At 47.6% G+C, this 22372-nt stretch carries 19 protein-coding genes and 1 tRNA gene; 14 read left to right on the forward strand and 6 right to left on the reverse strand.

Annotated features, from left to right (window positions below):
• Nucleotides 1-14: 14 nt before the first annotated feature.
• A complete protein-coding gene (locus LLH06_RS08220) occupies nt 15-1694 on the reverse strand; it encodes a gliding motility protein RemB (protein WP_228172793.1) in 1680 nt (559 codons plus the stop codon).
• Nucleotides 1695-1874: 180 nt separating this feature from the next.
• Between LLH06_RS08220 and rfaE1 the strand changes: the two genes are divergently transcribed.
• The 5 genes from rfaE1 (at nt 1875) to LLH06_RS08245 (ending at nt 6051) form a co-directional block, all read left to right on the forward strand.
• A complete protein-coding gene (rfaE1, locus tag LLH06_RS08225) occupies nt 1875-2822 on the forward strand; it encodes a D-glycero-beta-D-manno-heptose-7-phosphate kinase (protein WP_228172794.1) in 948 nt (315 codons plus the stop codon).
• 13 nt (nt 2823-2835) lie between these two features.
• Nucleotides 2836-3399 carry a D-sedoheptulose-7-phosphate isomerase gene (locus LLH06_RS08230; RefSeq protein ID WP_228172796.1) on the forward strand — a complete coding sequence of 188 codons (564 nt, stop codon included), beginning with the start codon at nt 2836-2838 and terminating at the stop codon, nt 3397-3399.
• A 181-nt stretch (nt 3400-3580) separates the two neighbouring features.
• On the forward strand, nt 3581-4978 hold the full coding sequence (locus LLH06_RS08235; protein ID WP_228172798.1) for an undecaprenyl-phosphate glucose phosphotransferase: 1398 nt from the start codon (nt 3581-3583) through the stop codon (nt 4976-4978).
• Nucleotides 4979-5090: 112 nt separating this feature from the next.
• Nucleotides 5091-5172, forward strand: a tRNA-Leu gene (locus LLH06_RS08240).
• 102 nt (nt 5173-5274) lie between these two features.
• Complete coding sequence (locus LLH06_RS08245; protein ID WP_228172799.1) at nt 5275-6051, forward strand: hypothetical protein; 777 nt, start codon at nt 5275-5277, stop codon at nt 6049-6051.
• Nucleotides 6052-6073: 22 nt separating this feature from the next.
• On the opposite strand, the gene LLH06_RS08250 is transcribed toward LLH06_RS08245, so the two are convergent.
• Entirely contained in the window at nt 6074-7168 is a 1095-nt protein-coding gene (locus LLH06_RS08250) for an MBL fold metallo-hydrolase (RefSeq protein ID WP_228172800.1), read from the reverse strand.
• A gap of 65 nt (nt 7169-7233) precedes the next feature.
• A complete protein-coding gene (locus tag LLH06_RS08255) occupies nt 7234-8055 on the reverse strand; it encodes an alpha/beta hydrolase (protein WP_228172801.1) in 822 nt (273 codons plus the stop codon).
• Nucleotides 8056-8199: 144 nt separating this feature from the next.
• Between LLH06_RS08255 and LLH06_RS08260 the strand changes: the two genes are divergently transcribed.
• The 9 genes from LLH06_RS08260 to rplT all read left to right on the forward strand — a co-directional run bounded on the left by LLH06_RS08260 (nt 8200) and on the right by rplT (nt 17265).
• Nucleotides 8200-9501 carry a glycoside hydrolase 5 family protein gene (locus tag LLH06_RS08260; protein WP_228172803.1) on the forward strand — a complete coding sequence of 434 codons (1302 nt, stop codon included), beginning with the start codon at nt 8200-8202 and terminating at the stop codon, nt 9499-9501.
• A gap of 416 nt (nt 9502-9917) precedes the next feature.
• Nucleotides 9918-11180, forward strand: a complete 1263-nt coding sequence (locus tag LLH06_RS08265; RefSeq protein ID WP_228172805.1) for a BamA/TamA family outer membrane protein — start codon at nt 9918-9920, stop codon at nt 11178-11180.
• 170 nt (nt 11181-11350) lie between these two features.
• The gene (locus LLH06_RS08270) at nt 11351-12664 is read left to right on the forward strand and encodes an MFS transporter (RefSeq protein WP_228172807.1); all 1314 of its coding nucleotides are present in this window, start codon (nt 11351-11353) and stop codon (nt 12662-12664) included.
• Between the two features lie 24 nt (nt 12665-12688).
• Nucleotides 12689-13417 (forward strand): (Fe-S)-binding protein, encoded by a 729-nt coding sequence (locus LLH06_RS08275; protein WP_228172809.1) that lies wholly within the window; start codon nt 12689-12691, stop codon nt 13415-13417.
• A 9-nt stretch (nt 13418-13426) separates the two neighbouring features.
• Complete coding sequence (locus tag LLH06_RS08280) at nt 13427-13813, forward strand: hypothetical protein (RefSeq protein WP_228172811.1); 387 nt, start codon at nt 13427-13429, stop codon at nt 13811-13813.
• 108 nt (nt 13814-13921) lie between these two features.
• Nucleotides 13922-15847, forward strand: a complete 1926-nt coding sequence (gene thrS, locus LLH06_RS08285; protein ID WP_228172813.1) for a threonine--tRNA ligase — start codon at nt 13922-13924, stop codon at nt 15845-15847.
• Nucleotide 15848: 1 nt separating this feature from the next.
• Nucleotides 15849-16415 (forward strand): translation initiation factor IF-3, encoded by a 567-nt coding sequence (gene infC, locus LLH06_RS08290; RefSeq protein ID WP_228172815.1) that lies wholly within the window; start codon nt 15849-15851, stop codon nt 16413-16415.
• A 226-nt stretch (nt 16416-16641) separates the two neighbouring features.
• Nucleotides 16642-16842, forward strand: coding sequence for a 50S ribosomal protein L35 (gene rpmI, locus LLH06_RS08295; RefSeq protein ID WP_228172817.1), 201 nt, complete (start codon nt 16642-16644; stop codon nt 16840-16842).
• Nucleotides 16843-16920: 78 nt separating this feature from the next.
• Nucleotides 16921-17265 (forward strand): 50S ribosomal protein L20, encoded by a 345-nt coding sequence (gene rplT, locus LLH06_RS08300; protein ID WP_228172819.1) that lies wholly within the window; start codon nt 16921-16923, stop codon nt 17263-17265.
• 79 nt (nt 17266-17344) lie between these two features.
• Here the strand turns inward: rplT and LLH06_RS08305 are convergent, their stop codons facing one another.
• The 3 genes from LLH06_RS08305 to LLH06_RS08315 all read right to left on the reverse strand — a co-directional run bounded on the left by LLH06_RS08305 (nt 17345) and on the right by LLH06_RS08315 (nt 22348).
• Complete coding sequence (locus LLH06_RS08305; protein WP_228172821.1) at nt 17345-18067, reverse strand: 3-ketoacyl-ACP reductase; 723 nt, start codon at nt 18065-18067, stop codon at nt 17345-17347.
• A gap of 146 nt (nt 18068-18213) precedes the next feature.
• Nucleotides 18214-19473, reverse strand: a complete 1260-nt coding sequence (locus LLH06_RS08310; protein WP_228172823.1) for a DUF2264 domain-containing protein — start codon at nt 19471-19473, stop codon at nt 18214-18216.
• A 64-nt stretch (nt 19474-19537) separates the two neighbouring features.
• Nucleotides 19538-22348 (reverse strand): alpha-L-rhamnosidase, encoded by a 2811-nt coding sequence (locus tag LLH06_RS08315; protein ID WP_228172825.1) that lies wholly within the window; start codon nt 22346-22348, stop codon nt 19538-19540.
• Nucleotides 22349-22372: the final 24 nt, after the last annotated feature.

Here is a 22372-nt window from a genome sequence, read left to right on the forward strand (position 1 = left end):
TGATATGACCACTTCTAGAACCCAGTTATATCTTGATATAGATTCCTAAACGTGCTGCGTAAACCAATGCTTACCATTTTGGTGTTATTAATATAAATTGCGTTGGTCTCTTTACGATATAATAATCCGAGCTCAATACGTAGATTATATTTAGCGTTTAACAAGTACGCAGCTTTGGCTTCTGCATAGTAAAGGTTGGTTGCTAGACCTTGGCCAACGTAGTTACCCTCCGTTGCATAATAGCTATTAGGTAACGTATCTTCGATTGGGCCTGCATAACGTTCTTGGGTGCGGTAGTCCAAAAGTATGTTTTTACCCCAATTTGTACCATTTACATCCAGGCCATAACGGCTGTACGTCAATTGACCTGAAAGGTCAAATCGCTTATAACTATAATTCAGCATACCCAAGCCCTCTTTAAAATTAGCGCCATATGGGTGTGCTAATGATTCATTGTTATGACTGTAACCAATAACAGAGCTTGTTTGACTATAGGTATATGGCTTGGCTTCATTGTATTCAAGCAAATAGTTTAACTTGGCAATATTAAAAATATTAGTCCCTCTCAACCCCACTTGCCACCCAAACTTGTTGCGTGAGCTGCCTTTACCTGAAAAAAAATTTTTTGCTTCAAATTCATCGAGGGCAAATTGTCCATAAACTATTACTTTGTCAGTAAGTTTATATTTTCCGTTAAAGCCTATTAAAGCATTATCAGGTGAACCATTGGCAGCCTCAACAGGTCGTAAAAATATGATAGGGTGGCCATAACTAAAATCAAAACCCCGTTTGTTTCCTTGGGGATCATTATCTGCCCAAATGATAGAATCAAAAAAGCCCAGCGATAAACGGTTGGTAACGCTCCAATCTAAATAGTGAAATACCCCCCATTTTTTCTGCAGCCCCAATTGCGAGCTTATTACCGGAGCGTTTCTATCTGTCATATAATTCCACATCACGAGGTATTTTACGTCGCCTACGGTTGCGGTAATTCTAAAAAATGAATACGGAGAGCCAAAATCAGATAATAACATTGAACGATAACCATCACCGATAAAATTTTTATCATAACCAGCCGCAATATTTATGTATTTATTAGCGGTGTATGAAAGTAGTGCTGTTACGTAAGACCAATCTTTGGTTTTAGATGTTATGGAATTACGATTATATGCTTGGCCGGGAACCATACTGGTTTGGTTAACATAGGTGTCAAAATAATTAGCAAACACTGCCTGATTCTCAAATCCGCTTGTGTAAAAGTAAAAGTTCTTACCAATGGTCCCACCGATCTGGTAGCCACGCGTATTGAGCCAGGTGGTGCGCGAATCGCTAATGTCACGACCTATGGTAAGGTCTGGCAGGTAATCGGCAAAAAAGGTGTATTCATCATTTTTTATGTCGATCAAATGCTCGTTAAATAGCTTTCGGTGCACCCAGCTATGTTTAACGGAGGTATCAACACCCAGCTCCATCAATGCTTTGTAACGGGGTTGTATAACCGGGTCGGCTATAATGTATGGTTTTATTGAACTGTGGAACTTGTTACGGGTAGAATAGACCGAATCGCTGAGCTTTTGATAGAACTGGTAGCTATAAGGTTGATACTGTGCCTGTGCCAGGGCACTGCCTGCACACGTAACTAAGCCTGCGGCTGCAAATAACTTTTTGAATAGGGTAAGTTGATGTTTCTTCATAGCAGTGTTGGTGGCAAATATACTAACATAATCTAAGGAGTATATCTGTAACGCAGTGAGCGGCCTCATAAATGATCATGACAGATAAAACCAAATATATAATGAGGCGTTTACCTCAAGCATAAACGCTTAACTTAGGCGGCTGTTTCATGTCGTTTAGCTTTGGCATAACTTACCTTAATGTACCACGTCAATACCTCTGCAAATATTTTAGTTATCGGCGATCTGATGATCGACCATTATGTTCATGGCGATTGCAATCGCATTTCTCCTGAGGCACCGATACCGGTAGTTGAGATAACTCATGAAACGCATACGTTGGGCGGTGCAGGTAATGTTATCAAGAATATCAAGGCCTTAGCGTGTAATTGTAATATCGTATCGGTAGCCGGCAACGATGGTGAAGCGGAGCGGGTCATATCATTACTTGCCGAGAACGGTGTTGATGGCATGGGGTTAGTGAATGATCCCGGGCGTTGCACCACCATCAAATCACGAGTGCTGGCTGTAAATCATCAACTGATCAGGATGGATAGGGAAGTTACCCGGCCTATTGAAGCTGACGTAGAAGACGCTATCATGGCTAAACTACAAGGCATGCTCAACGACCACGACATTGTCCTGATCTCGGACTATAACAAAGGTTTGCTCACAACCTCCTTATTAGCTAAGGTGATAACTATGTGTCGTGACGTAGGCAAGCGCGTGCTGGTAGACCCTAAAGGGCTTGATTTTACCAAATACAAAGGTGCCACACTGATCAAACCTAATCGTAAAGAAGCCGGCTTAGCCACTGGCATCAACATAAGCGACCGTCAGAGCCTTGAAAATGCTTGCCGTAAATTAAAGGAATTGGCCGAATGTGAGAGTGTGATCGTTACGCTATCTGAAGACGGTATTGCTATCTTCACAAATGATCAGTTAACCGTTATCCCGACGAAGGCTTTAGGAGTGATCGATGTTACCGGTGCAGGCGACACAGTACTGGCTTCGTTAGGGGTAGCCATAGCTTCAGGACTTAGCTTGACCGAAGCATGTGAGTTCGCTAATTTGGCAGCTGCAGTAGTGGTGAGCAAGGTAGGCAGTGCAACTGCAACCATCAATGAAATAAATAGCCGCCTTTCTTAGTACATCTACATATATGGATACATCTATACAAAATATTTTTGGCGAGCATATACAAGTTGCTCAACAAACAAGGGAAGTACTCTCAGGTAAGATAGAACAAGTTTGTACCATCATTCTTGACTGCCTTTCACGTGGCAACAAGGTTCTGTTGTTCGGCAACGGGGGAAGTGCATCTGACGCGCAGCATATCGCTGCCGAATTTGTTGGACGATTTGTCAAGGACCGCAGATCATACCCGGCCATAGCGCTCACTACAGATACATCAGCCCTTACTGCTATCGGTAATGATTATGGTTTCGAACGTGTGTTCGAGCGCCAGGTAGAAGGCCTTGCTGTAAAAGGGGATGTGGTTATTGGTATATCTACAAGCGGTAATAGCCCAAATGTGCTACGCGGGTTGCAGTATGCTAAAAAGCTTGAGTGTGCGGTGATAGGCATGTCTGGTAACGATGGTGGTGCAATGAATGCGCTTTGTGACATCAATTTAGTAGTGCCCTCAACCATAACTGCACGTATACAAGAAATGCATATTTTGACCGGGCATATCATATGCCAAATGGTTGATGAGAGACTTTGAGATCTCAGTAGCCATAGCGTTAGATATAGATAAAACAAGACCCGAACAGCCTAGAAGCAGTGTCCGGCTGTCTTGTTTTTAAACGTTATGATCAGTATATAATTGGTTAAAAATTAAAATATATCTGCTATTTTAGCGAACTATTCTGAATAAGCATTTCGCTTATGGGTGTTATAATAATATGAGTCACAGATACGCAACCTTTATTAAAGCCATCAATCTTTCTGTTGATTATGTTATTCTAAATCTGAGTATGATCATTGCCTATATCATAGTCGATCGGTCATACATCATGTGGCTTAACAACCACAATTATCTTCCCATCGTTCTGGTGTTCAATCTGATCTGGCTTTTGTCAGCCAATATCACGCGGTTTTACGAACAAGTTCTGAATAAGGACTCTATTAAAACCTATAGGGGAGTGTTCAAGACCTATCTACTGTTCGTAAGCTTGATCTGTTTTACGGTATTGATCATTATCGGCACCAAAGCTTATTCGATCACGCGTCAGTACCTGTTCTATTCACTGGCCATGTTCGGCTTTTTGCTGGGCACCTGGAAGTTGATCTTTTTGGCGATACGCCGCAGCGATCGGGCATTGCTAACCGATTTCAGGCAGGTGGTGATCGTAGGTGGCGGCCGTATAGGTAACGATCTGTTGAACTTTGTAACCCACAACCCAGAGAGAGGCTATAAGATTTTAGGTTTTTTTGATGACAACCGCGGCACTATCAGTGATAACCTTTATTTGGGCGGTACAGATAAATGTATCCAGTACGTTAAGGATAACCGCGTAGATGAGATATTCTGCACGTTGCCCAATTCGGAATCAGATAAAATAGAAAAGCTGATGATGGATGCCGATAAGAACCTGATCAGGTTCAAGTTGGTGCCTGAGTTCTATTACACACATAAGCCTACCTTTGTACAAAACTTCGGGCATATACCGGTGATATCCATCAGGCCCGAGCCATTGGAGAACATGCTCAATCGTTTCTTCAAACGTTTGTTCGATATCTTATTCTCTCTGTTCATTATACTTTTTGTGTTCAGTTGGTTGATGCCTATTTTGGCTATACTGATCAAAATGAGTTCTAAAGGTCCTATATTCTTTGTGCAGGTACGTTCAGGACGTGACAATGAAGCGTTCAATTGCTACAAGTTCAGAAGCATGAAGGTAAATGCCGACTCAGATGCAAAACAGGCTACGCGCGGCGATACCCGGATCACCAAAATAGGAGCGTTCCTTCGTAAAACCAATCTTGACGAGCTGCCTCAGTTCTTTAACGTGCTAATGGGTAACATGACCGTTGTTGGTCCGCGTCCACACATGTTGAAACATACCGAAGATTATTCAAAACTGATCGACCAGTTCATGGTGCGCCACTTTTTAAAACCTGGTATTACCGGCTGGGCACAGGTGAACGGTTTGCGCGGTGAGACCAAGACCACCGAGGATATGCTGCAACGCGTTGAAGCTGATGTTTGGTACCTTGAGAACTGGTCTTTCCTGCTCGACCTGAAGATCATTTTCCTTACCTTTTGGGGTACTGTAAGGGGGGATAAGAACGCTTTTTAACTTGACCATAAATTTAATCGGTTAATATTCAGTACTCTTAACATAAATAACTTTTTTTGTTTTTGAACTTAATGAGATAACGCTATATTTGCACCTCTCAATAACCAAAGGCGCGGAAGTGGCGTAATTGGTAGCCGCACCAGACTTAGGATCTGGCGCCGCGAGGCGTGGGGGTTCGAGTCCCTTCTTCCGCACTATAAAAAAAGCTCTCATATCGAGAGCTTTTTTTATGTCCGATGTTTTTATTCCGTCACCATATCAATTTTGATAGTGAAATATTGTGGAGACAGTTACTGATGCTTACATTGGTCATTATGAAAAGATATCTTCTGCTTTTTATGATCTTGATGACGCTTTCAGCGTATTCGCAAGGTAACCTCAATAACTATAAGTATGTGATCGTTCCAGAGAGGTTCGCTTTTCAAAAAGACGATGATCAGTATGCGCTTAACAGCAGCACCAAGCTACTGTTAGAACAAAAAGGTTTTACTGTCTTTCTTGACAACAAGGATCTGCCTGCTGATGTAGCGAATAATAAATGCGCGGCGCTTACCGCCGACCTTCAAAATAATAGCGGGTTATTTTCCACCAAATTAATTTTGCTTTTAAAAGATTGCAGAGGTGAGACTGTGTTCAAAAGTGGGGTAGGTAGTAGCCGTGAAAAAGACTATGGTGCAGCATACAACATGGCCTTAAAAGATGCCTTTGTCTCATTAGAAAAGGTGCCTTACAGATACGCAGGACCAGGCGAGACGATAGCACAGCAGCCTGCGACAGTCAATGTTGCTACAACGGAGACCGTGGCGGTGAGTGATAAAAGTAATGCTCAAGCAGAAATCAAGACCAGCTTAAATACTACGTTATACGCTCAGCCTATTACCAATGGTTACCAACTGGTTGATGTTACGCCAAAGAAAGTGCTCACTTTATTGAAGACCTCGAAAGCCGACCAATTTATTGCTTACAATAATGGAGGTGTGAGCGGCGTGGTATACAAAGCCAATGGAGAATGGGTCTACGAGTACTATAAGAACGATAAACTGATAAGCGAAAAATTAGCCATCAAGTTTTAAGGAGTGATGACCGACCGGCCCTCTACTTTTCAGTATCCCACCAGATTGTGGTCTTAGGAGGCCTACCAAGTGTATAGGGTTCACCGATACGTGGTACGTTCAGCTGAATGTTAAGTTTTTCGGCAGCGGGTAAAAGCTTTTTGATCGGCTCATTCCATGGATGATCGGCCTCTTCAAATTTAGCCCAATGTATGGGCTGTAGCATATCGGCTTTGAGGTCTGTTGCTGCTTGCGCACTTTGACCAAGTAGCAAGTGGGTCCATGGCCAATTAGGGCTGTATTGACCGCATTCCAATAAAGCAAGATCAAATGGGCCGTATTTTTCACCGATCTTCTTAAAATGTGAGCTATAGCCACTATCTCCACTATAATAGATCTTGTACCTGCCTGACCGGATCACGAAAGACGCCCATAGGGTCTTATTCGATGCACTGTATGATCGGTTGCTTTTATGTTGTGCAGGGGTGGCGGTGATCTCAAGTCCGCCGCTCAATGTGGTCGACTGGTCCCAGTTGAGTTCGATAATCTTCTTTCGGTCAAATCCCCAATATATCAGGTCCGAACCGATACCTAAAGGTACTACGGCCAGTTTAATGCGGTCTTTTAGTTTTTTAAGCGTTCGATAGTCCAGATGATCGTAATGATCGTGCGAAATGATCAGCACGTCTATAGGCGGCATGTCCTTAGCATGGTAGTGGGTAGTGCCCGGAAACGCTGTCATGACGCCCGGTATCGGTCCCGCATGATCACTGAATACCGGATCGATCAGGACATTCCCTTGTTGTGTCTTGATCAGCAGAGAGGAATGGCCGAACCATACAACAGTAGGTGCAGTTGCTTTTAAACTTTTGAGGTCGGTTTTAACCCACGGCAACTGGTGAGATGGCCTGATGGTGGATGGCTTGGTCTTCAGGAATAACCAGCGTTTATGTTTAGTGGCAGAATCAAGGTTGCTGGTCTGATTTTGGAAACCGCCATTCTTGTAATTAGCTAAGCTATCCAATGCGGTCAATGCGTCGCCTTCAGGGTCTCGTCCCATCGAGCGTATCACACCGCAACTTGCCAATACAGATATCAAAAACGCTGATAATATATATCCAAACCAGTTCCTTCTCATTGAAAAAAATAACGCAATGATCAGGCCGATCATTGCGTTATCAAGTAGGTGTGGCCTTACAGCGTTTAGTCAGCGTCGATAGCTTTGCTTAGCATCCTGACCTCTTTGATAAGAAGCGGGAACGCCGGTTCAGCCATACCGCCGTGGTCAAAACCTTGCAATTCATAGAGGCGGGTCGCTTTGTGGCCCGCCAGTTTCATCATGCGCGATAGGTAAGCGTTCTCTTCGTATCGGCCATATAGTTCCATCTCCCGGTCGCCGGTGATAAGCAACATGGGAGGTGCATCAGGCCTTACAAAATATAAAGGAGCGTACTCGTCAATAGTGGGCTGGGTCTCTTTAATGCCCCGTTCTTTACGGATGGTGAAATGCGTGATGGCCTGACCACTGAAGGGGATAAGCCCCGCGATGGAATTCGCATCGATCTTGTATTTGTCCAGGTACTTTTTGTTCAACGTACACATCATGCCCAAGTAGCCACCGGCCGAATGACCTGAGATAAAGATCAGTTTGGTGTTACCGCCGTACTGTTTGGCGTGACCGAATACCCAGGCTATTGCTGCCGCGGCATCTTCGATGTATGCAGGAGCGGTGGCGGTGGGAGACAAGCGATAGCCGACCCCAACAATGATGTAACCTTTGTTCTTGAGCGCTGCCGGCAGTTCTTTCTTACCGGCAGTTATGCCGCCACCATGGAACCATACGATGGTCGGCGCGTTCTTAGCGGCCTTTGAATAATAGATATCCAGCTTGCATTGTGACGCCATATAAGGGTCTTTCTTGACCGTATCGGCGTAGTAGGGTATGTCGGTCTCTGTTACGTAATTGTCCTGCGCCGTAGCGCTGAGACCGAAGAGTATGAGAAAAACGAGTAAGTACTTCTTCATAAGTTGATCAGGTAAGCGGTAAATATGCGATTATTCGTTGAACACGTCATGGTTATAGCAAGGCTTTTACAATGCACAACGGGTAAAATACATGTAGGCGATTCTCCGAGGTATTTTTAGCTTTGGCATTTTATTGCTTTCACCATGCATTTAAAACGTATTCTTCCCATTGCCTTGGCATTTTGCTTGTCGTTATTATTGACAGACCGGACCCACGCACAGCACATCACCGTTAAGAATGGCCAGTTCATGCTGGGCAATAAGCCTTATTACTTCGTAGGGGCTAATTATTGGTATGGCGGCTTGTTGGCCATTGCTAAAGATCCTGAAGTCGGTAAAGCCAGGTTACGCAAGGAATTGGACATGATGAAAGCCAATGGCATCACAAACCTGCGTGTGCTGGCCGGTGGAGAGGGCGAAGGCCTGATGAACGGCGTGAACCGTGTGAAACCTGCCCTGCAGCCCAAGCACAATATCTTTGATCCAGAAGTGATGAAAGGCTTGGATTACCTGCTTTATGAAATGGGTAAGCGAAAAATGTACGCCGTGCTTTACCTCAGCAACGAGTGGGATTGGAGCGGCGGCTTTTTGCAGTACCTGATCTGGAACGGCAAGTTGAGTAAGGACAGTATCGAGAACAAGGTCGACTGGCCTACGTTGCAGCGCTACTCGAGCCGGTTCTATAGCTGCGAGCCTTGTGTGCAGGATTACAAAAAGCAGTTAGAGTATGTGGTTAAGCATGTGAATACCTATACCAAAAAGCCATATACGCAAGACCCGGCCATCATGGCGTGGGAATTGGCCAACGAACCTCGCCCTATGCGCCCCGAAGCGGTGGAGGCCTACAAACAGTTCACCTCAAGCATGGCTGCCCACATCAAACAGTTGGATAAGAACCACTTGGTAACCCTGGGTACAGAAGGTAGCATTGGCACGCAAGAATCTACAGAGTTATTAAAGGAGGTGCATGCGCCTGCACAGGTCGACTACCTGACCATACACATCTGGCCCAAGAACTGGCTTTGGTTTAGCGATACCAGCATCGTGAAGGGGATGCCTACCGTGATCAAGAACACCAAAGATTACCTGTACAAGAACGTGGAGGTGGCTAAAGCGCTCAACAAGCCGATCGTGATCGAGGAGTTCGGTTTGCCACGCGATCGACACTCCTTTGAGATCAGCTCAACCACCTCATCCAGAGATAAGTATTATGCATCCATATTTGAGGAACTCTTAAAAAGCAAGCAAAGCAACGGCATCATAGCCGGAGCTAACTTTTGGGCTATGGGCGGTACCTCACGACCTATACCCGGCCAACTGTTCCACAAGGATGGTGATGATATGATGGGCGATCCGCCGCAGGAGGAACAAGGCCTTAATGCGGTTTTCGACAGCGACCGCACTACCTGGGAAGTGATCAAAAAGTATGCATTGATGATCAAATAGAGCGATCGCCAAATTTGTAATGGGGTGTCGTAATAGGCCTGTGGATGGGTAGAATGCGACAATCGGCCACCTGCTCTAAGTGTTACATTTGCGTGTTGAAGTGTTACATTTGGTGTTACATTTCGATATTTTGTATGCTTTTTCTGGAAAAAGTTGGGTTTTTGCAAGTTTTGCAATGCGCGGAAGTGGGGAAAGTTGGGGAATTTTGTTACATCGGTGTAACACCTGAAACGCCGGTTTGAGTTGAACTTTTCGTTGGTCGGCAAGCTGCTGATGCCTGTCCATTAAGCTACGTATGAGGTCGGTCCTCCACCGCTCATCAGCCCTGTGTCACGAACCACAGTCGAGTGTACTGCCCGTAACGTGTGTTGATAATACTTCTTATCTTTGCGCGCTGATACGAGACCCGTCACCATTTGAGCACCATCCGGATATATCGCCTGTTAGGCTGTTGCCTTTTCCTCTTCACCTCTTTGGCCGTTCGGGCGCAGGATGAAAAAAGCATCTCGCTGCCGCAATTGCTCAAAGGCAAAAAGAACGTTACTGATACCGTTGTAACTGCCGATACCGGCCGTGTGCCGCAAAAGGACCTGCCCGATGTTTTCCGTAGCTTGTTCAAGATCAAGGCTTCACCCGAGCCCGATTCGGTGACCTCCAAGCCGCAATTCTCTTTGGTACCCGCCGTGGGTTACACACTGGTGTCGGGCCTGGCCGCCGTGCTGTCGGGCAATATCGCTTACCGTAACGGTCCGCAGGCGCGTATCTCTACCGTTGTGCTCAGCGCGTCGTATACGTTCAAAAAACAATTCATTCTGCCGTTCCATACCTACATCTGGACGCACGACAACGAATACTATTTTGTGGGCGATTATCGCTTTTATAAATATCCACAAAGCACCTTTGGGTTAGGCAGCAGCTCTGATATTCATGCCGAGGATCCGATGGATTTCTCTTTTGGCCGTTTTTACCAGACCGCCTACAAGCACATGGTGAACAATTGGTACGCGGGCGTAGGCTATAATTTTGATGCCTATTGGGGCATCTCGCACCAGGGACCGCTCAATAAGGCCACGTCAGATTATGATGCCTATGGCGTTATGGAGCGCGGTCTGTCGTCGGGCCTTACCCTCAATGTATTGAACGATTCGCGCGACAACTCTATCAATCCATCAAAAGGCTGGTACTTTGAAACCAGCTACCGTAATAACCTTACAGCTTTGGGCAGCACCGTTCCGTGGCAGTCCATCATTGTGGATCTAAGGAAGTATATCAACTTCCCGGCAAGCACGAAAAATGTGCTGGCCTTATGGTCATACAACTGGGCCGTACTGCACGGCAAGCCGCCATACCTGAGCCTGCCCAGCAACTCGTGGGACCCTAACAGCGCCACTGGTCGTGGTTATATTCAGGGCCGTTTCCGCGGGGCGCAGCTGTTCTACCTCGAGAGTGAGTATCGTTTCAACCTCACCCGCAACGGCCTGCTGGGCGGTGTGATGTTCGCTAACGCACAAAGCGTATCGGCTCAGCCAGGTACCCGCTTACAGCGCGTGCAACCGGCGTTCGGTCCGGGGTTGAGGGTCAAGCTCAACAAAGTATCCCGCACCAATATCTCCGTCGATTACGGCTTCGGCCGCCAGGGCTCGCGCGGGTTGTTCATCGATGTAGGCGAGGTGTTTTAAGTAAGCTCAACCCTTCATCGTTTTATGTCGTGATGGGAGCCTGTAATATCATTCGAGATTCGCCTTGTTCTTCTCCGTTGGTGTTCGGTCAAATAACAAGCGGCTCACTAATGGACGCACGAAAATTAGTGTCATTCGTCTTCATTCAATTTCATTACTTTTAACGCTGAATGGAAAACAAGAACGACCCGAAGACCATTAACGCGTGGGCAATGTTCGATTGGGCCAATTCGGCCTATAACCTTGTCATCACCTCCACCATCTTCCCGGCCTATTACGCGGCTATAACCGTCACCAAGGAGCATGGCGATCAAGTGACCTTTTTAGGGCACCGATTTGTGAACACCGCCTTGGCCGATTATGTGCTTGCCGCTGCCTACATGGTGGTAGTGCTACTGCTGCCCATCCTGACCTCCATTGCCGATTATAAAGGCAACAAAAAGAACTATATGCAGCTGTTCACCTGGATCGGTGGTATAGCTTGCTGTGGCCTGTACTTTTTCAAGTTAGACACCCTGGAGCTGGGCATGTTATGCTTTGCCCTGGCTGCTATTGGCTATTGCAGCGGAGCCGTTTTTTACAACTCGTACCTGCCGCAGATCGCCACGTTGGATCAGCAGGATAGGGTGAGCGCCAAAGGTTTCACTTACGGCTACATAGGCAGCGTGCTGCTGCAGGTCATTTGCTTTGTGTTCGTATTAAAACCCGATCTGTTTGGCATCACCGATGCCAGTTTTCCCGCAAGATTGTCGTTCCTGTTGGTGGGCTTATGGTGGATCGGTTTTGCGCAGATCCCATTCGCGCGTTTACCCAAAGGCCAGCCCAACACCACCAAAGTGTATGACAGCGTGATCAAGGGTGGCTTTCAGGAGCTTGGTCATGTGTGGCACAACATCCAGCAAATGCCGGTGCTGAAACGCTATCTGTCGGCATTCTTCTTTTACTCGATGGGTGTACAAACGGTCATGTTGGTAGCCACTGGTTTTGCGGCCAAAGTACTTCACCTGGCTGATGCCGAACTCATCGCCACCATACTGATCATCCAACTGGTGGCCATTGCCGGGGCCGCGCTCATGTCACGGCTATCGTCCATCTATGGTAACATTAAAGTATTGATGGGCGTGGTGCTGATATGGATAGGGGTATGTATAGCCGCATATCTCACCCAAAACAAGGTACAGTTTTACATACTGGCCGTAGTGGTGGGCATGGTGATGGGAGGCATACAGTCGCTGTCGCGCTCCACCTATTCTAAATACCTGCCGCAAAACATTACCGATACGGCCGCCTATTTCAGTTTTTACGACGTGACCGAAAAACTGGCTATTGTGATCGGATTGTTTACTTTTGGCTTTGTAGAGTCGCTCACCAACAACATGCGTAACTCGGCGTTGGTGCTGACCATATTTTTCATTGTGGGCCTGGTGCTCCTTGCATTGCTGTTAAGGATGCCTAAACAAAATTTAGAAGATCTGCCGGCCTAAGCCTGTGCCGATCGTAGTGTGATCATGAAAGTTGAGATATTTGTTCCGTGCTTTGTTGACCAATTATACCCCGATACCGCTTTCAGCACGATCAGGGTACTGGAAAAGGCCGGGTGCGAAGTTAATTATAACCCCAACCAGACCTGCTGCGGTCAGCCCGCCTTTAATGCAGGTTTTTGGGATGATGCTAAGGCGATCGGCAGCAAATTCCTGAATGATTTTGGTGATGATGATATCATCGTTACCCCGTCGGCCTCCTGCACAGGCATGGTGCGTAATTACTATAACGACCTGTTCACTAACACCACGGCGCACAACAAATGCCGTTCTATACAAGGTAACATTTACGAACTGTCTGACTTTTTGGTGAACATCCTGCAGTTCGACAGTTTTGGCGCCGAACTGGAAGGCCGCGCCGTTTACCACGACAGTTGCGCGGGCCTGCGCGAATGCAAGATCAAGGATGAACCCCGCCGGCTGCTATCAAAGGTTTACGGACTGGAGATGGTAGAACTTCCTCACAACGAGACCTGTTGCGGCTTTGGCGGCACCTTTGCCGTAAAGTTCGATGCCATATCGAGCGCTATGGCACAGCAAAAGGTAGAGAACGCTTTGGCGGTAGAAGCCGATTACATCATCTCTACAGATGCCTCATGCCTGCTCCATTTACAAGGCTACATCGATAAAAATAACCTGCCGATCAAAACCATACATATAGCCGATGTATTGGCTAACGGTTGGGGTAACGTATAGTAACAGCAAATGCATCCTAACTATAAAAAAGCTACCTGGCTATCTCTGCTTGACATGGTGCTGGGCATATTGCCGATCCTGTTGGCAGGAACTTTCAATGCGCCCGTTATCCGGTCATTAATGATCGCGATACTTATGGGCGCGGCTATCGCATTACTCATATCAATGGGTTATAACTGGATGAAGTGGGTCTTATTAGTGTTGATCAGCGTTGGATTCTTTTCATTGATCAGTGATCTGATATCGATTATCAATTCATCGAATATCACAAGTGTTGACCTGCTTAAGACCATCATTGCCATCGCAACATATATTATCGATGTTGCTATAACGGTCTTGCTTTTCAGGGTGCCTAAAACTGATGATTTCACTTCTGCCAATGCAATAAATTCTTAAAATTCCGGTTCAAGGCCTTTATTATTCCTACCTTTGTACCCCAATAAAAGATCACTCTTGTAGGTGATCAGCTAACCCATTTTTTCAAACACAGAATCATAGTTGTAGATGATCAACATTACACTTCCTGATGGTTCCGTTCGTCAGTACGACAAAGGGATCACTTCCATGCAGATCGCACAGTCCATTTCTGAAGGACTGGCCCGTAACGTTTTAGCCGCCGAGGTAGATGGCGTTGTTTGGGACGCCAGTCGCCCCATTGAGCAAGATGCCAAGGTTAAACTGCTTACCTGGACCAATGATGAAGGTAAGGCCACCTTTTGGCATTCATCGGCCCACTTAATGGCCGAGGCTTTAGAGGCCCTTTACCCGGGTACCAAATTCGGTATCGGTCCGGCCATCGAGACCGGTTTTTATTACGACGTTGACTTTGGCGATCGCACCTTTTCACAAGACGATTTTAAGGCCATTGAGGATAAGATGATCGAACTGGCCAAGACCAAGGCCGAGTACATCCGCAAGCCGGTAAGCAAGGCCGAGGCCATTGAATACTTTACCGAAAAAGGCGACGAGTACAAGCTTGACCTGATCAAGGACCTGCCTGATGGCTCGATCACTTTTTACAGCCAGGGCAACTTTACCGACCTTTGCCGTGGTCCGCACATCCCTAACACCGGTTTTGTTAAAGCGGTGAAGCTGATGAACGTGGCCGGCGCTTACTGGCGTGGCGACGAGACCCGCAAGCAACTGACCCGTATATACGCCGTTACCTTCCCTAAGGCCAGCGAGCTTACCGAATATCTGCATGTGCTGGAAGAAGCCAAGAAGCGCGACCACCGCAAGCTGGGTAAGGAACTCGAATTGTTCGCTTTCTCAGACAAGGTGGGCATGGGCTTGCCTTTATGGTTGCCAAAAGGCACCGCCCTGCGCGAGCGTTTGGTCAACTTTTTACAACGTGCCCAGGTATCGGCAGGTTATGAGCAGGTGATCACCCCTCACATTGGCCACAAGAATTTGTACGTGACCTCGGGCCACTACGAAAAATATGGAAAGGATGCTTTCCAACCCATCAAGACCCCGCAGGAAGGGGAGGAGTTCTTCCTGAAACCGATGAACTGCCCGCACCACTGCGAGATCTACAAGACCAAACCACGTTCATACAAAGATCTGCCGGTGCGCTTTGCCGAATTCGGTACTGTTTATCGTTACGAGCAAAGCGGCGAGCTGCACGGTTTGACCCGCGTACGTGGCTTTACTCAGGATGATGCGCACTTGTTCTGTCGTCCTGACCAGGTGAAGGATGAGTTCAAAAAGGTTATCGACCTGGTGTTGTACGTATTCTCGGCCCTTGGCTTTGAGGATTATATAGCACAGGTATCGTTACGTGACCCTGAGAACAAGACCAAATACATTGGCACCGACGAGAACTGGGCCCTTGCCGAGCAGGCGATCATTGAAGCAGCCGCCGAAAAAGGCCTGCCGACCGTGGTAGAGACCGGCGAAGCAGCTTTCTACGGTCCAAAGCTCGACTTTATGGTGAAAGATGCCCTGGGCCGTAAATGGCAGTTGGGTACCATCCAGGTAGATTACAATTTGCCTGAGCGTTTCGAGCTGGAATATACTGGCAGCGACAACCTTAAGCACCGCCCGGTCATGATCCACCGTGCACCGTTCGGTTCACTGGAACGTTTTGTGGCCGTACTGATCGAGCACTGTGCCGGTAACTTCCCGCTGTGGTTATCACCTGAGCAATATGTTATTTTGCCTATATCAGAAAAGTATGAAGATTATGCAAAAAAACTTTCACAGATGTTAAATAATTCCGATATTCGCGGGCTAATTGACTTCAGGGATGAGAAGATCGGACGTAAGATCCGTGACGCCGAGGTCAAAAAGATCCCATATATGCTGATCGTGGGCGAGAAAGAAGCGGCCGATGGCACGGTTTCTGTTCGTAAGCACGGTACTGGTGATCTGGGAAGTATAACCATTGAAGAATTTAAACAACAGTTAATTAAAGAAATAACCATCTAACTTGGCATTAAATAGACCGCATTTCAGAGGCCCTCGTCCTCCTTTCAAGAAAAAGGAAGCAGAGCACAACATCAATAATTTCATCAAAGCACCAGAGGTGCGCTTAGTTGGCGACAACGTTGAGCAAGGTATATTCTCTACCCGCGAAGCTTTGGCCATTGCGCAGGAGCAGGAATTGGATCTTGTGGAGATATCGCCCAACGCGGTGCCGCCGGTTTGCCGTGTGATCGACTATAACAAGTTCATCTACGAGCAAAAGAAGAAGATGAAGGAGATCAAAAGTAACGCCAAGCAAACGATCATTAAAGAGATCCGTTTCGGGCCTAACACTGATGATCACGACTTTAACTTCAAGCTGAAACATGCGATCAGCTTTTTAGAGGCCGGTGAAAAGGTGAGGGCTTACGTACACTTTAAAGGTAGGGCCATTGTTTACAAAGAGCAGGGCGAGATATTGTTACTGCGTTTTGCCCAGGCTTTAGAAGAAGTGGGTAAAGTTGAGCAATTACCTAAGCTGGAAGGCAAACGTATGTTCCTGATCGTTGGTCCTAAAGCGGCTAAAAAGTAGATCTTCAGATGTGCAGATGTGTGTGAACGCAAATGTGCAGATGAAAGAGCCAGGCGGAAATAGCAGAGATAACTTAGTGTGGTCCATTTGCACATTTATCATCTGCACATCTGCATAATTGTTATATATTCGCGTTTTAATCCGCAGTTGATAAGATAAGTAAGCAAAGCAGTTCATCTGCGAATTTATGCATCTGCACAGCTGCACATCCAAATAAATAAGTGTTATGCCAAAAATGAAGACCAATTCCAGTGCTAAAAAGCGTTTCAAGCTTACTGGAACCGGTAAAATCGCTAGAAAGAACGCATACAAAAGCCACATCTTGACCAAGATGTCGACCAAACGTAAGCGTGCCTTAGGTCACACCAGCATGGTTGCTGATGCCGACATGGGTAACGTTAAACGTATGCTTTGTATCGGAAAGTAATTCATTAAAATTTTAACCAGGTATTCGAGTATGTAAAGTTCCTCATAGGAGGGCACTCACTACCAAAAAAGCAAAAAAATGCCACGTTCAGTTAACGCAGTAGCGTCGAGAAGACGCAGGAAAAAGATCATGAACCTTGCAAAAGGTTACTATGGTTCACGCAGCAAGGTTTACACCATTGCCAAAAACACAGTAGAAAAAGGTTTACAGTACGCTTACCGCGACCGTAAGACCAAAAAGAGAGAGTTCCGCGCTTTATGGATCCAGCGTATCAACGCCGGTGCCCGTCAGTATGGTATCTCTTACTCACAATTGATGGGTAAGTTGAACGCCAGCGAGATCGGTTTGAACCGTAAAGTATTGGCCGACCTGGCCATGAATCATCCAGAGGCTTTCAAAGCCGTGGTTGACGCTGTTAAATAAGCAACTCGCTCTATATAACATCAAAAAAGCCCCGTTCATTTATTGAATGGGGCTTTTTGCGTTAAGCGCTTTTTGACGATCACGGGTTGGTGGACCATAAGCCTACTTCTTTCACAAAGGCGCGTTGCGGCAGCTTCAGGTTGTTCACCACCAAAAAGGCCAGGTCATCAGGTTGTAGCACTTTCTCTTCGTTACCATCGGTGAATTTGGCGCTCAGTGTCATTTCGGTGGCGATGGTGCTTGGGTTCACGGTCATGACGCGGATGTTGGACTTGCGCACCTCCTGCATCAGCGATTCAGTAAGGTTGATCAGCGCGGCTTTGGATGCTCCGTAAGCGCTCATCTTGGCAGCGCCCTTTAAGCCTGCGGTAGAAGCGATGTTGATCACGTCGCCCTTGCCTTGCTTGATGATGATCGGCAACACCTCGCGCAGCATGTAGAACGTACCGAACACGTTCAGTTTGAACACTTGTTCCCATTCCTCTACAGGGGTTTCTAATACGCTGCCTACGCTCAGCATGCCCGCGTTGTTGATCAGGATATCAATGGTGGTCAGCTTTTCGGTGATGCTGGCCACGGCGGCTTTAACCTGCATGTGGTCGCTTACATCGGCACTGGCAACAGCTACGCTGATAGATGGGTCTATGCGTTTGGCTTCTTCAGCAACGCTTTCAATATCTTTACTGGTGCGGGCGATCAGGCCCACGTTCACACCTTCGGCTGCTAAGGCCAGGGCCATGGCTCTGCCTAATCCTTTGCCTGCGCCGGTTATGATGGCGGTCTTTCCTTTTAATGAGTTCATTTGGTAAATGTTATCGTTCTGTTGTTCAAAAGTTGAAAATGTTGCCAAAAATAATGCAATTCTCAGCTTGAACCGAAACAGTATAACGATCAGCTCGTGGTTATGCTTGCGCGAAAAGTAAATTAAAGGGGACGGCTGAAGTGTCGCTACTTCTTATCGTCGAGGTCGAGGGCGTGGTCTACCTTGGCGTTCTGTCCACTCCAGATCTTTACCGCCGACCATGGTTGGGCAGGCGCACTCCAGTATTCGTCAGTTTCGGACAGGCCTAATGGCAGGAAGATATTGGTGCACAAGTATAAGCTGCCGGTGGTGATGTAATAATCGGCCAGGCCGGTTTGATGTCCGCAAAGGCCCAGGTTGAGCCAGCCTTTATCAGTAAAGGTGCCCGGCGCATCAAGCGTGCGGTGTACCACTGCGGTCAGCGCTCCGCGTACTTGCGCAGGGGTAAGGGATGCAGGTAAGCGCTTCTGTAATGCCATATTGGCCAAATGCTGAAAGGCACCGCCCCGGTAAGCGATCGAGCGACCGGTGGCCGCAAAGGAGCCATCGGAATTAATGAGCATTTCCTGTATCTCGGCATAACGCTTGGTGGTCTTATCCAGGAGGGTGGTATAGGCGCTGTAGGTCTTGCGCTTGTTGTTGAAGATATCCAGAATGGTTGACAGGAACGGTTGGATCACATAGCTGTTATAATAGTCTAATTTAAAGTGCGGACCGTCATTAAATAAGCCATCGCCGGCGTACCAGTGCTCCATAAATTCGCGTATCCCGAACTCCATCCGAACGGCGTCATACTCCAGGTCATACTTGCAAAAGAACGCCTCGACCATCCCGCTGAACAGGAGCCAATTATTGTAGCTGGGCATGGTGTTGCGCGTGGTCTTCAGTACGGTGATCACCCGCTGTTTGCTGGTATCGTCCAAATGTTCCCAAAGCCAGGGGCAACGGATCAGTCCTAAGGCAAAGAAAGCACCATCTACCAGCGGTTGCGGACCGTCCCATTTTAAATAGTCGTGTGCTTTAGGGTTCACAGCGTTGGCAATAGCCTTTAAGGTCCATTGACGGTATTGGTCGCGCAGTTTAATTTCCTGCGGCTGCCCGCCTTCAAGGTTGAGCCATGGGGCAATGCCGCTCAGTGTACGACCGAAGGCTTCCAGGTAGGTCACCTTTGACCGGGTGTCGCGGTCGTCAGGAGCATCGGCCAGGGCCACCACCATGTTCTTTTTCAACTCATCATTGGCCAGGTTCAAGATCACCGGACGGGCCACCTTGTCGAGCATGGCCAGATTATACGTGCGGTCGTTCACCTTTTGGCGGGTCTGCGCATAGCCAGTTGCAACCTGGATAATGAGCGCCGCACACAACATCCATACTTTGTTTTGGGAGGTGAAGTTTTGAATGTTCATGCGCGGCGTCATTGGGTTTGATAGGGTCAGGTATTGGTATCTTAATATCTTTTGAGGCAACGGATCACATCCCTGCCATTGATCGGGCCATGTTGTATTTCAAGTTGTAGGTGCCTGAGCCAACTTCCAGCTTCAGGTCCTGGCCATCTTTTTTTATGTCGCGGATGGCGTCCACCTCTTTTACCGGACGATCACCTTCGGTCACTGCAACTTGTGCGGCCTTCGGCAAAACAATAAGAGCAGTAGTGTTAACTGGGACCGTAACGGTCAGGTTCATCACATCGCCGTTGAGCGTCCATTTAGAGCTGACTTGGCCATAACCGGTCTCCAGTTGAGCATTCACCATTTTGAGGTTGCCACCCGGATGCGGCGCTATCGTGATGCGTTTATAGCCGGTACGTACATCATCGGTATTGATGCCAGCCATCACACGGTACATCCAATCGCCAATGGCGCCATAGGAGTAATGGTTAAAGGAATTCATGGATGGATCCTGCAGGTCGCCATTGGCCTTGATACCGTCCCAGCGCTCCCAAATAGTGGTGGCACCTTTTTTAACAGGGTATAACCATGACGGGTAGGTGTCTTGCAGCAGCAGGGTATAAGCTATATCATCATGGCCAAAGCGGGTGAGCACGTGGCACAGGTATGGCGTACCTAAAAAACCGGTGGTCAAGTGGTTGCCATAATCGCTGATGTTCTTCACCAGCCGATCAGCCAGTTGCTGGCGCTGATCTTCAGGTAACAGGTCAAATTGCAGGGCCAGCAAGTAGGCGGTCTGTGTGCTGGATACGGTGCGGCCATTAGGCGTAACGTACTCCTTCATAAAAGCCTTTTTGATCTCCTTTAGCAGGTCGCTGTATCTTTTTACATCATCATCTTTACCTAACACACGGGCGGCATCGATCATGATCTGGGTCGAGTGGGCGTAAAATGCTTCGGCAATGAGGGTCTTGTCGGTAACGGCTGCCTTTCCGGAATCATCGGTAGGGCTTGGGCTGTAGAAGCACCAGTCGCCAAATTGGAATCCGGTGTTCCATAAGTTATCTACCGATACACTTTGTATGTAGCCTACCCACGCCTTCATGCTCGCATATTGCTGTTCCAGCAGGCGCTTATCTCCATATACCAGATACATATTCCACGGAACGATGGTGGAAACATCGCTCCATCCGGCCACACCGGCCGATGTTTTAGGCATCATGTTAGGGATGGTCCATGGCACGGCGCCGTCCTCACGCTGATCGATCGACAGGTCTTTGAGCCACTTACTGAAGAAACCATTCACGTTCATGTTGTATGCAGCGGTACGGCTAAAGGCTTGTGCATCGCCGGTCCAGCCCAGGCGCTCGTCGCGTTGTGGGCAATCGGTAGGTACATCAACAAAGTTGCCTTTTTGCCCCCATTGTATATTGTGCTGCAGTTGGTTTAATAAGGGGTTCGAGGTAACTAAAGTACCGGTAGGCGCCATGTCAGAGTACAATGCCACTGCTCTGATCTTTGAGGTGTCCACCTTTCCGCCATAACCCTTGATACGTACATAGCGGAAGCCCTGATAGGTAAAGTGAGGCTCATACGTGCGTTCGGCATCTCCCTTGAGCACGAACTTGTTCTGGCATTTGGCACCCCGCAGGTTCAGCGTGTAAAAGTTGCCGGCTTTGTCCAGCACCTCGGCATGTTCTAACTTGATGATCTGGTTAGGGCGGCCCTTCATTTTCAGTGTTACCCAGCCTACCAGGTTCTGACCAAAATCGATCACGGTATCTTTTTGAGGGGTGATGATGAGTTTGGCCGGATGGAACACTTCATGTTTTTTGACCGGGGGGCCTACCGGCGCGATCAGCTTGCTTTGGTCTGCAGCCATCATTTTTACCGGGCGCCAGGCCTTGTCGTTATAAGTGCTCAGGTCCCAGCCCTTTTTTTCAAAACGGGTGTCGTATACCTCGCCATCATAAAATGACGAGGAGCGTATCGCACCTTCGGATGTCTTCCATTTACCGTCGGAGTTGATGGTGGTCTTGCTGCCATCGGTGTGGGTGATCTCGAGCTGATAGAGTAGGGCAAGTTCCTTGCCATAGATGTTCTTCCATTTTTCAAGCTGGCCGCGATACCAGCCGTCACCTAATACAGCGCCGGTAGCGTTAGTGCCACTGGTCAAAAGCGTGGTGACATCGTACGTTTGGTATTGTAAACGGTTCTTGTAGCTGGTCCAGCCCGGTGTAAAGTGGTCATTCCCCACGCGACGGCCATTGATAAAGCATTCGTACACACCATGCGAAGTGATATATAATCTTGCTGACCTCACGGGTTTGCTGAGGTTGAAGGTAGTACGGAACAGCGGGCTCGGGCCGTTAACGGTATCAGCTGGGTTGGGCGTCCCTATCCATTTAGCTGTCCAGTCGGCAGCATCTAGTAGCGCCATCTCCCAATAATTGACAGGGCTCCAGGCCGAGGTATTACCATGGTCATCCCAAACGCGAACCTGCCAAAAGTAGCGCATCCGTGAGCGAAGTTGCGGGCCTTCGTATTCCACAAAGGTTGAGCGGTCGCTGCTTACCTTGCCGGTCTGGTAAACGAGGTCCTTACCCTGTGCAAGTGCCTCGGCCGAGCTGCCTACGCGCAACTCATAAGCGGTTTGCATCGTGTTGCGCTGGCTCGAGGTCAGCTTCCAGCTAAAACGGGGTCTCATTATGTCGATACCGACAGGGTTACGCTGATACTCGCACGTTAGCCCATTCACGGCAAGCGTTTGGGCGAACGCCGGGATAGTGGCCGTTAGTATCATCAGCGTGAACAACCATCTTGCCTGCATGAAGCACTTGTTGAAGCGTATATAAAGAGCTTTGTTGTTTTTGCTATGTGACGGTCCGTTCATTATCGTGTGTTTAGGAGGTGTATC

Source organism: Mucilaginibacter daejeonensis (genome assembly GCF_020783335.1).
Classification (GTDB): domain Bacteria; phylum Bacteroidota; class Bacteroidia; order Sphingobacteriales; family Sphingobacteriaceae; genus Mucilaginibacter; species Mucilaginibacter daejeonensis.

What these genes read in the sequence shown, in the direction of transcription:
- LLH06_RS08275 (WP_228172809.1), top strand. Translation starts at nt 12,689, where the DNA reads ATGAAAGTTGAGATATTTGTTCCGTGCTTTGTTGACCAATTATACCCC.
- LLH06_RS08220 (WP_228172793.1), bottom strand. Translation starts at nt 1,694, where the DNA reads ATGAAGAAACATCAACTTACCCTATTCAAAAAGTTATTTGCAGCCGCA.
- rplT (WP_228172819.1), top strand. Translation starts at nt 16,921, where the DNA reads ATGCCACGTTCAGTTAACGCAGTAGCGTCGAGAAGACGCAGGAAAAAG.
- thrS (WP_228172813.1), top strand. Translation starts at nt 13,922, where the DNA reads ATGATCAACATTACACTTCCTGATGGTTCCGTTCGTCAGTACGACAAA.
- LLH06_RS08255 (WP_228172801.1), bottom strand. Translation starts at nt 8,055, where the DNA reads ATGAAGAAGTACTTACTCGTTTTTCTCATACTCTTCGGTCTCAGCGCT.
- LLH06_RS08280 (WP_228172811.1), top strand. Translation starts at nt 13,427, where the DNA reads ATGCATCCTAACTATAAAAAAGCTACCTGGCTATCTCTGCTTGACATG.
- LLH06_RS08260 (WP_228172803.1), top strand. Translation starts at nt 8,200, where the DNA reads ATGCATTTAAAACGTATTCTTCCCATTGCCTTGGCATTTTGCTTGTCG.
- LLH06_RS08245 (WP_228172799.1), top strand. Translation starts at nt 5,275, where the DNA reads ATGCTTACATTGGTCATTATGAAAAGATATCTTCTGCTTTTTATGATC.
- LLH06_RS08315 (WP_228172825.1), bottom strand. Translation starts at nt 22,348, where the DNA reads ATGAACGGACCGTCACATAGCAAAAACAACAAAGCTCTTTATATACGC.
- LLH06_RS08250 (WP_228172800.1), bottom strand. Translation starts at nt 7,168, where the DNA reads ATGAGAAGGAACTGGTTTGGATATATATTATCAGCGTTTTTGATATCT.
- LLH06_RS08230 (WP_228172796.1), top strand. Translation starts at nt 2,836, where the DNA reads ATGGATACATCTATACAAAATATTTTTGGCGAGCATATACAAGTTGCT.
- LLH06_RS08235 (WP_228172798.1), top strand. Translation starts at nt 3,581, where the DNA reads ATGAGTCACAGATACGCAACCTTTATTAAAGCCATCAATCTTTCTGTT.
- rfaE1 (WP_228172794.1), top strand. Translation starts at nt 1,875, where the DNA reads ATGTACCACGTCAATACCTCTGCAAATATTTTAGTTATCGGCGATCTG.
- LLH06_RS08310 (WP_228172823.1), bottom strand. Translation starts at nt 19,473, where the DNA reads ATGAACATTCAAAACTTCACCTCCCAAAACAAAGTATGGATGTTGTGT.
- rpmI (WP_228172817.1), top strand. Translation starts at nt 16,642, where the DNA reads ATGCCAAAAATGAAGACCAATTCCAGTGCTAAAAAGCGTTTCAAGCTT.
- LLH06_RS08270 (WP_228172807.1), top strand. Translation starts at nt 11,351, where the DNA reads ATGGAAAACAAGAACGACCCGAAGACCATTAACGCGTGGGCAATGTTC.
- LLH06_RS08305 (WP_228172821.1), bottom strand. Translation starts at nt 18,067, where the DNA reads ATGAACTCATTAAAAGGAAAGACCGCCATCATAACCGGCGCAGGCAAA.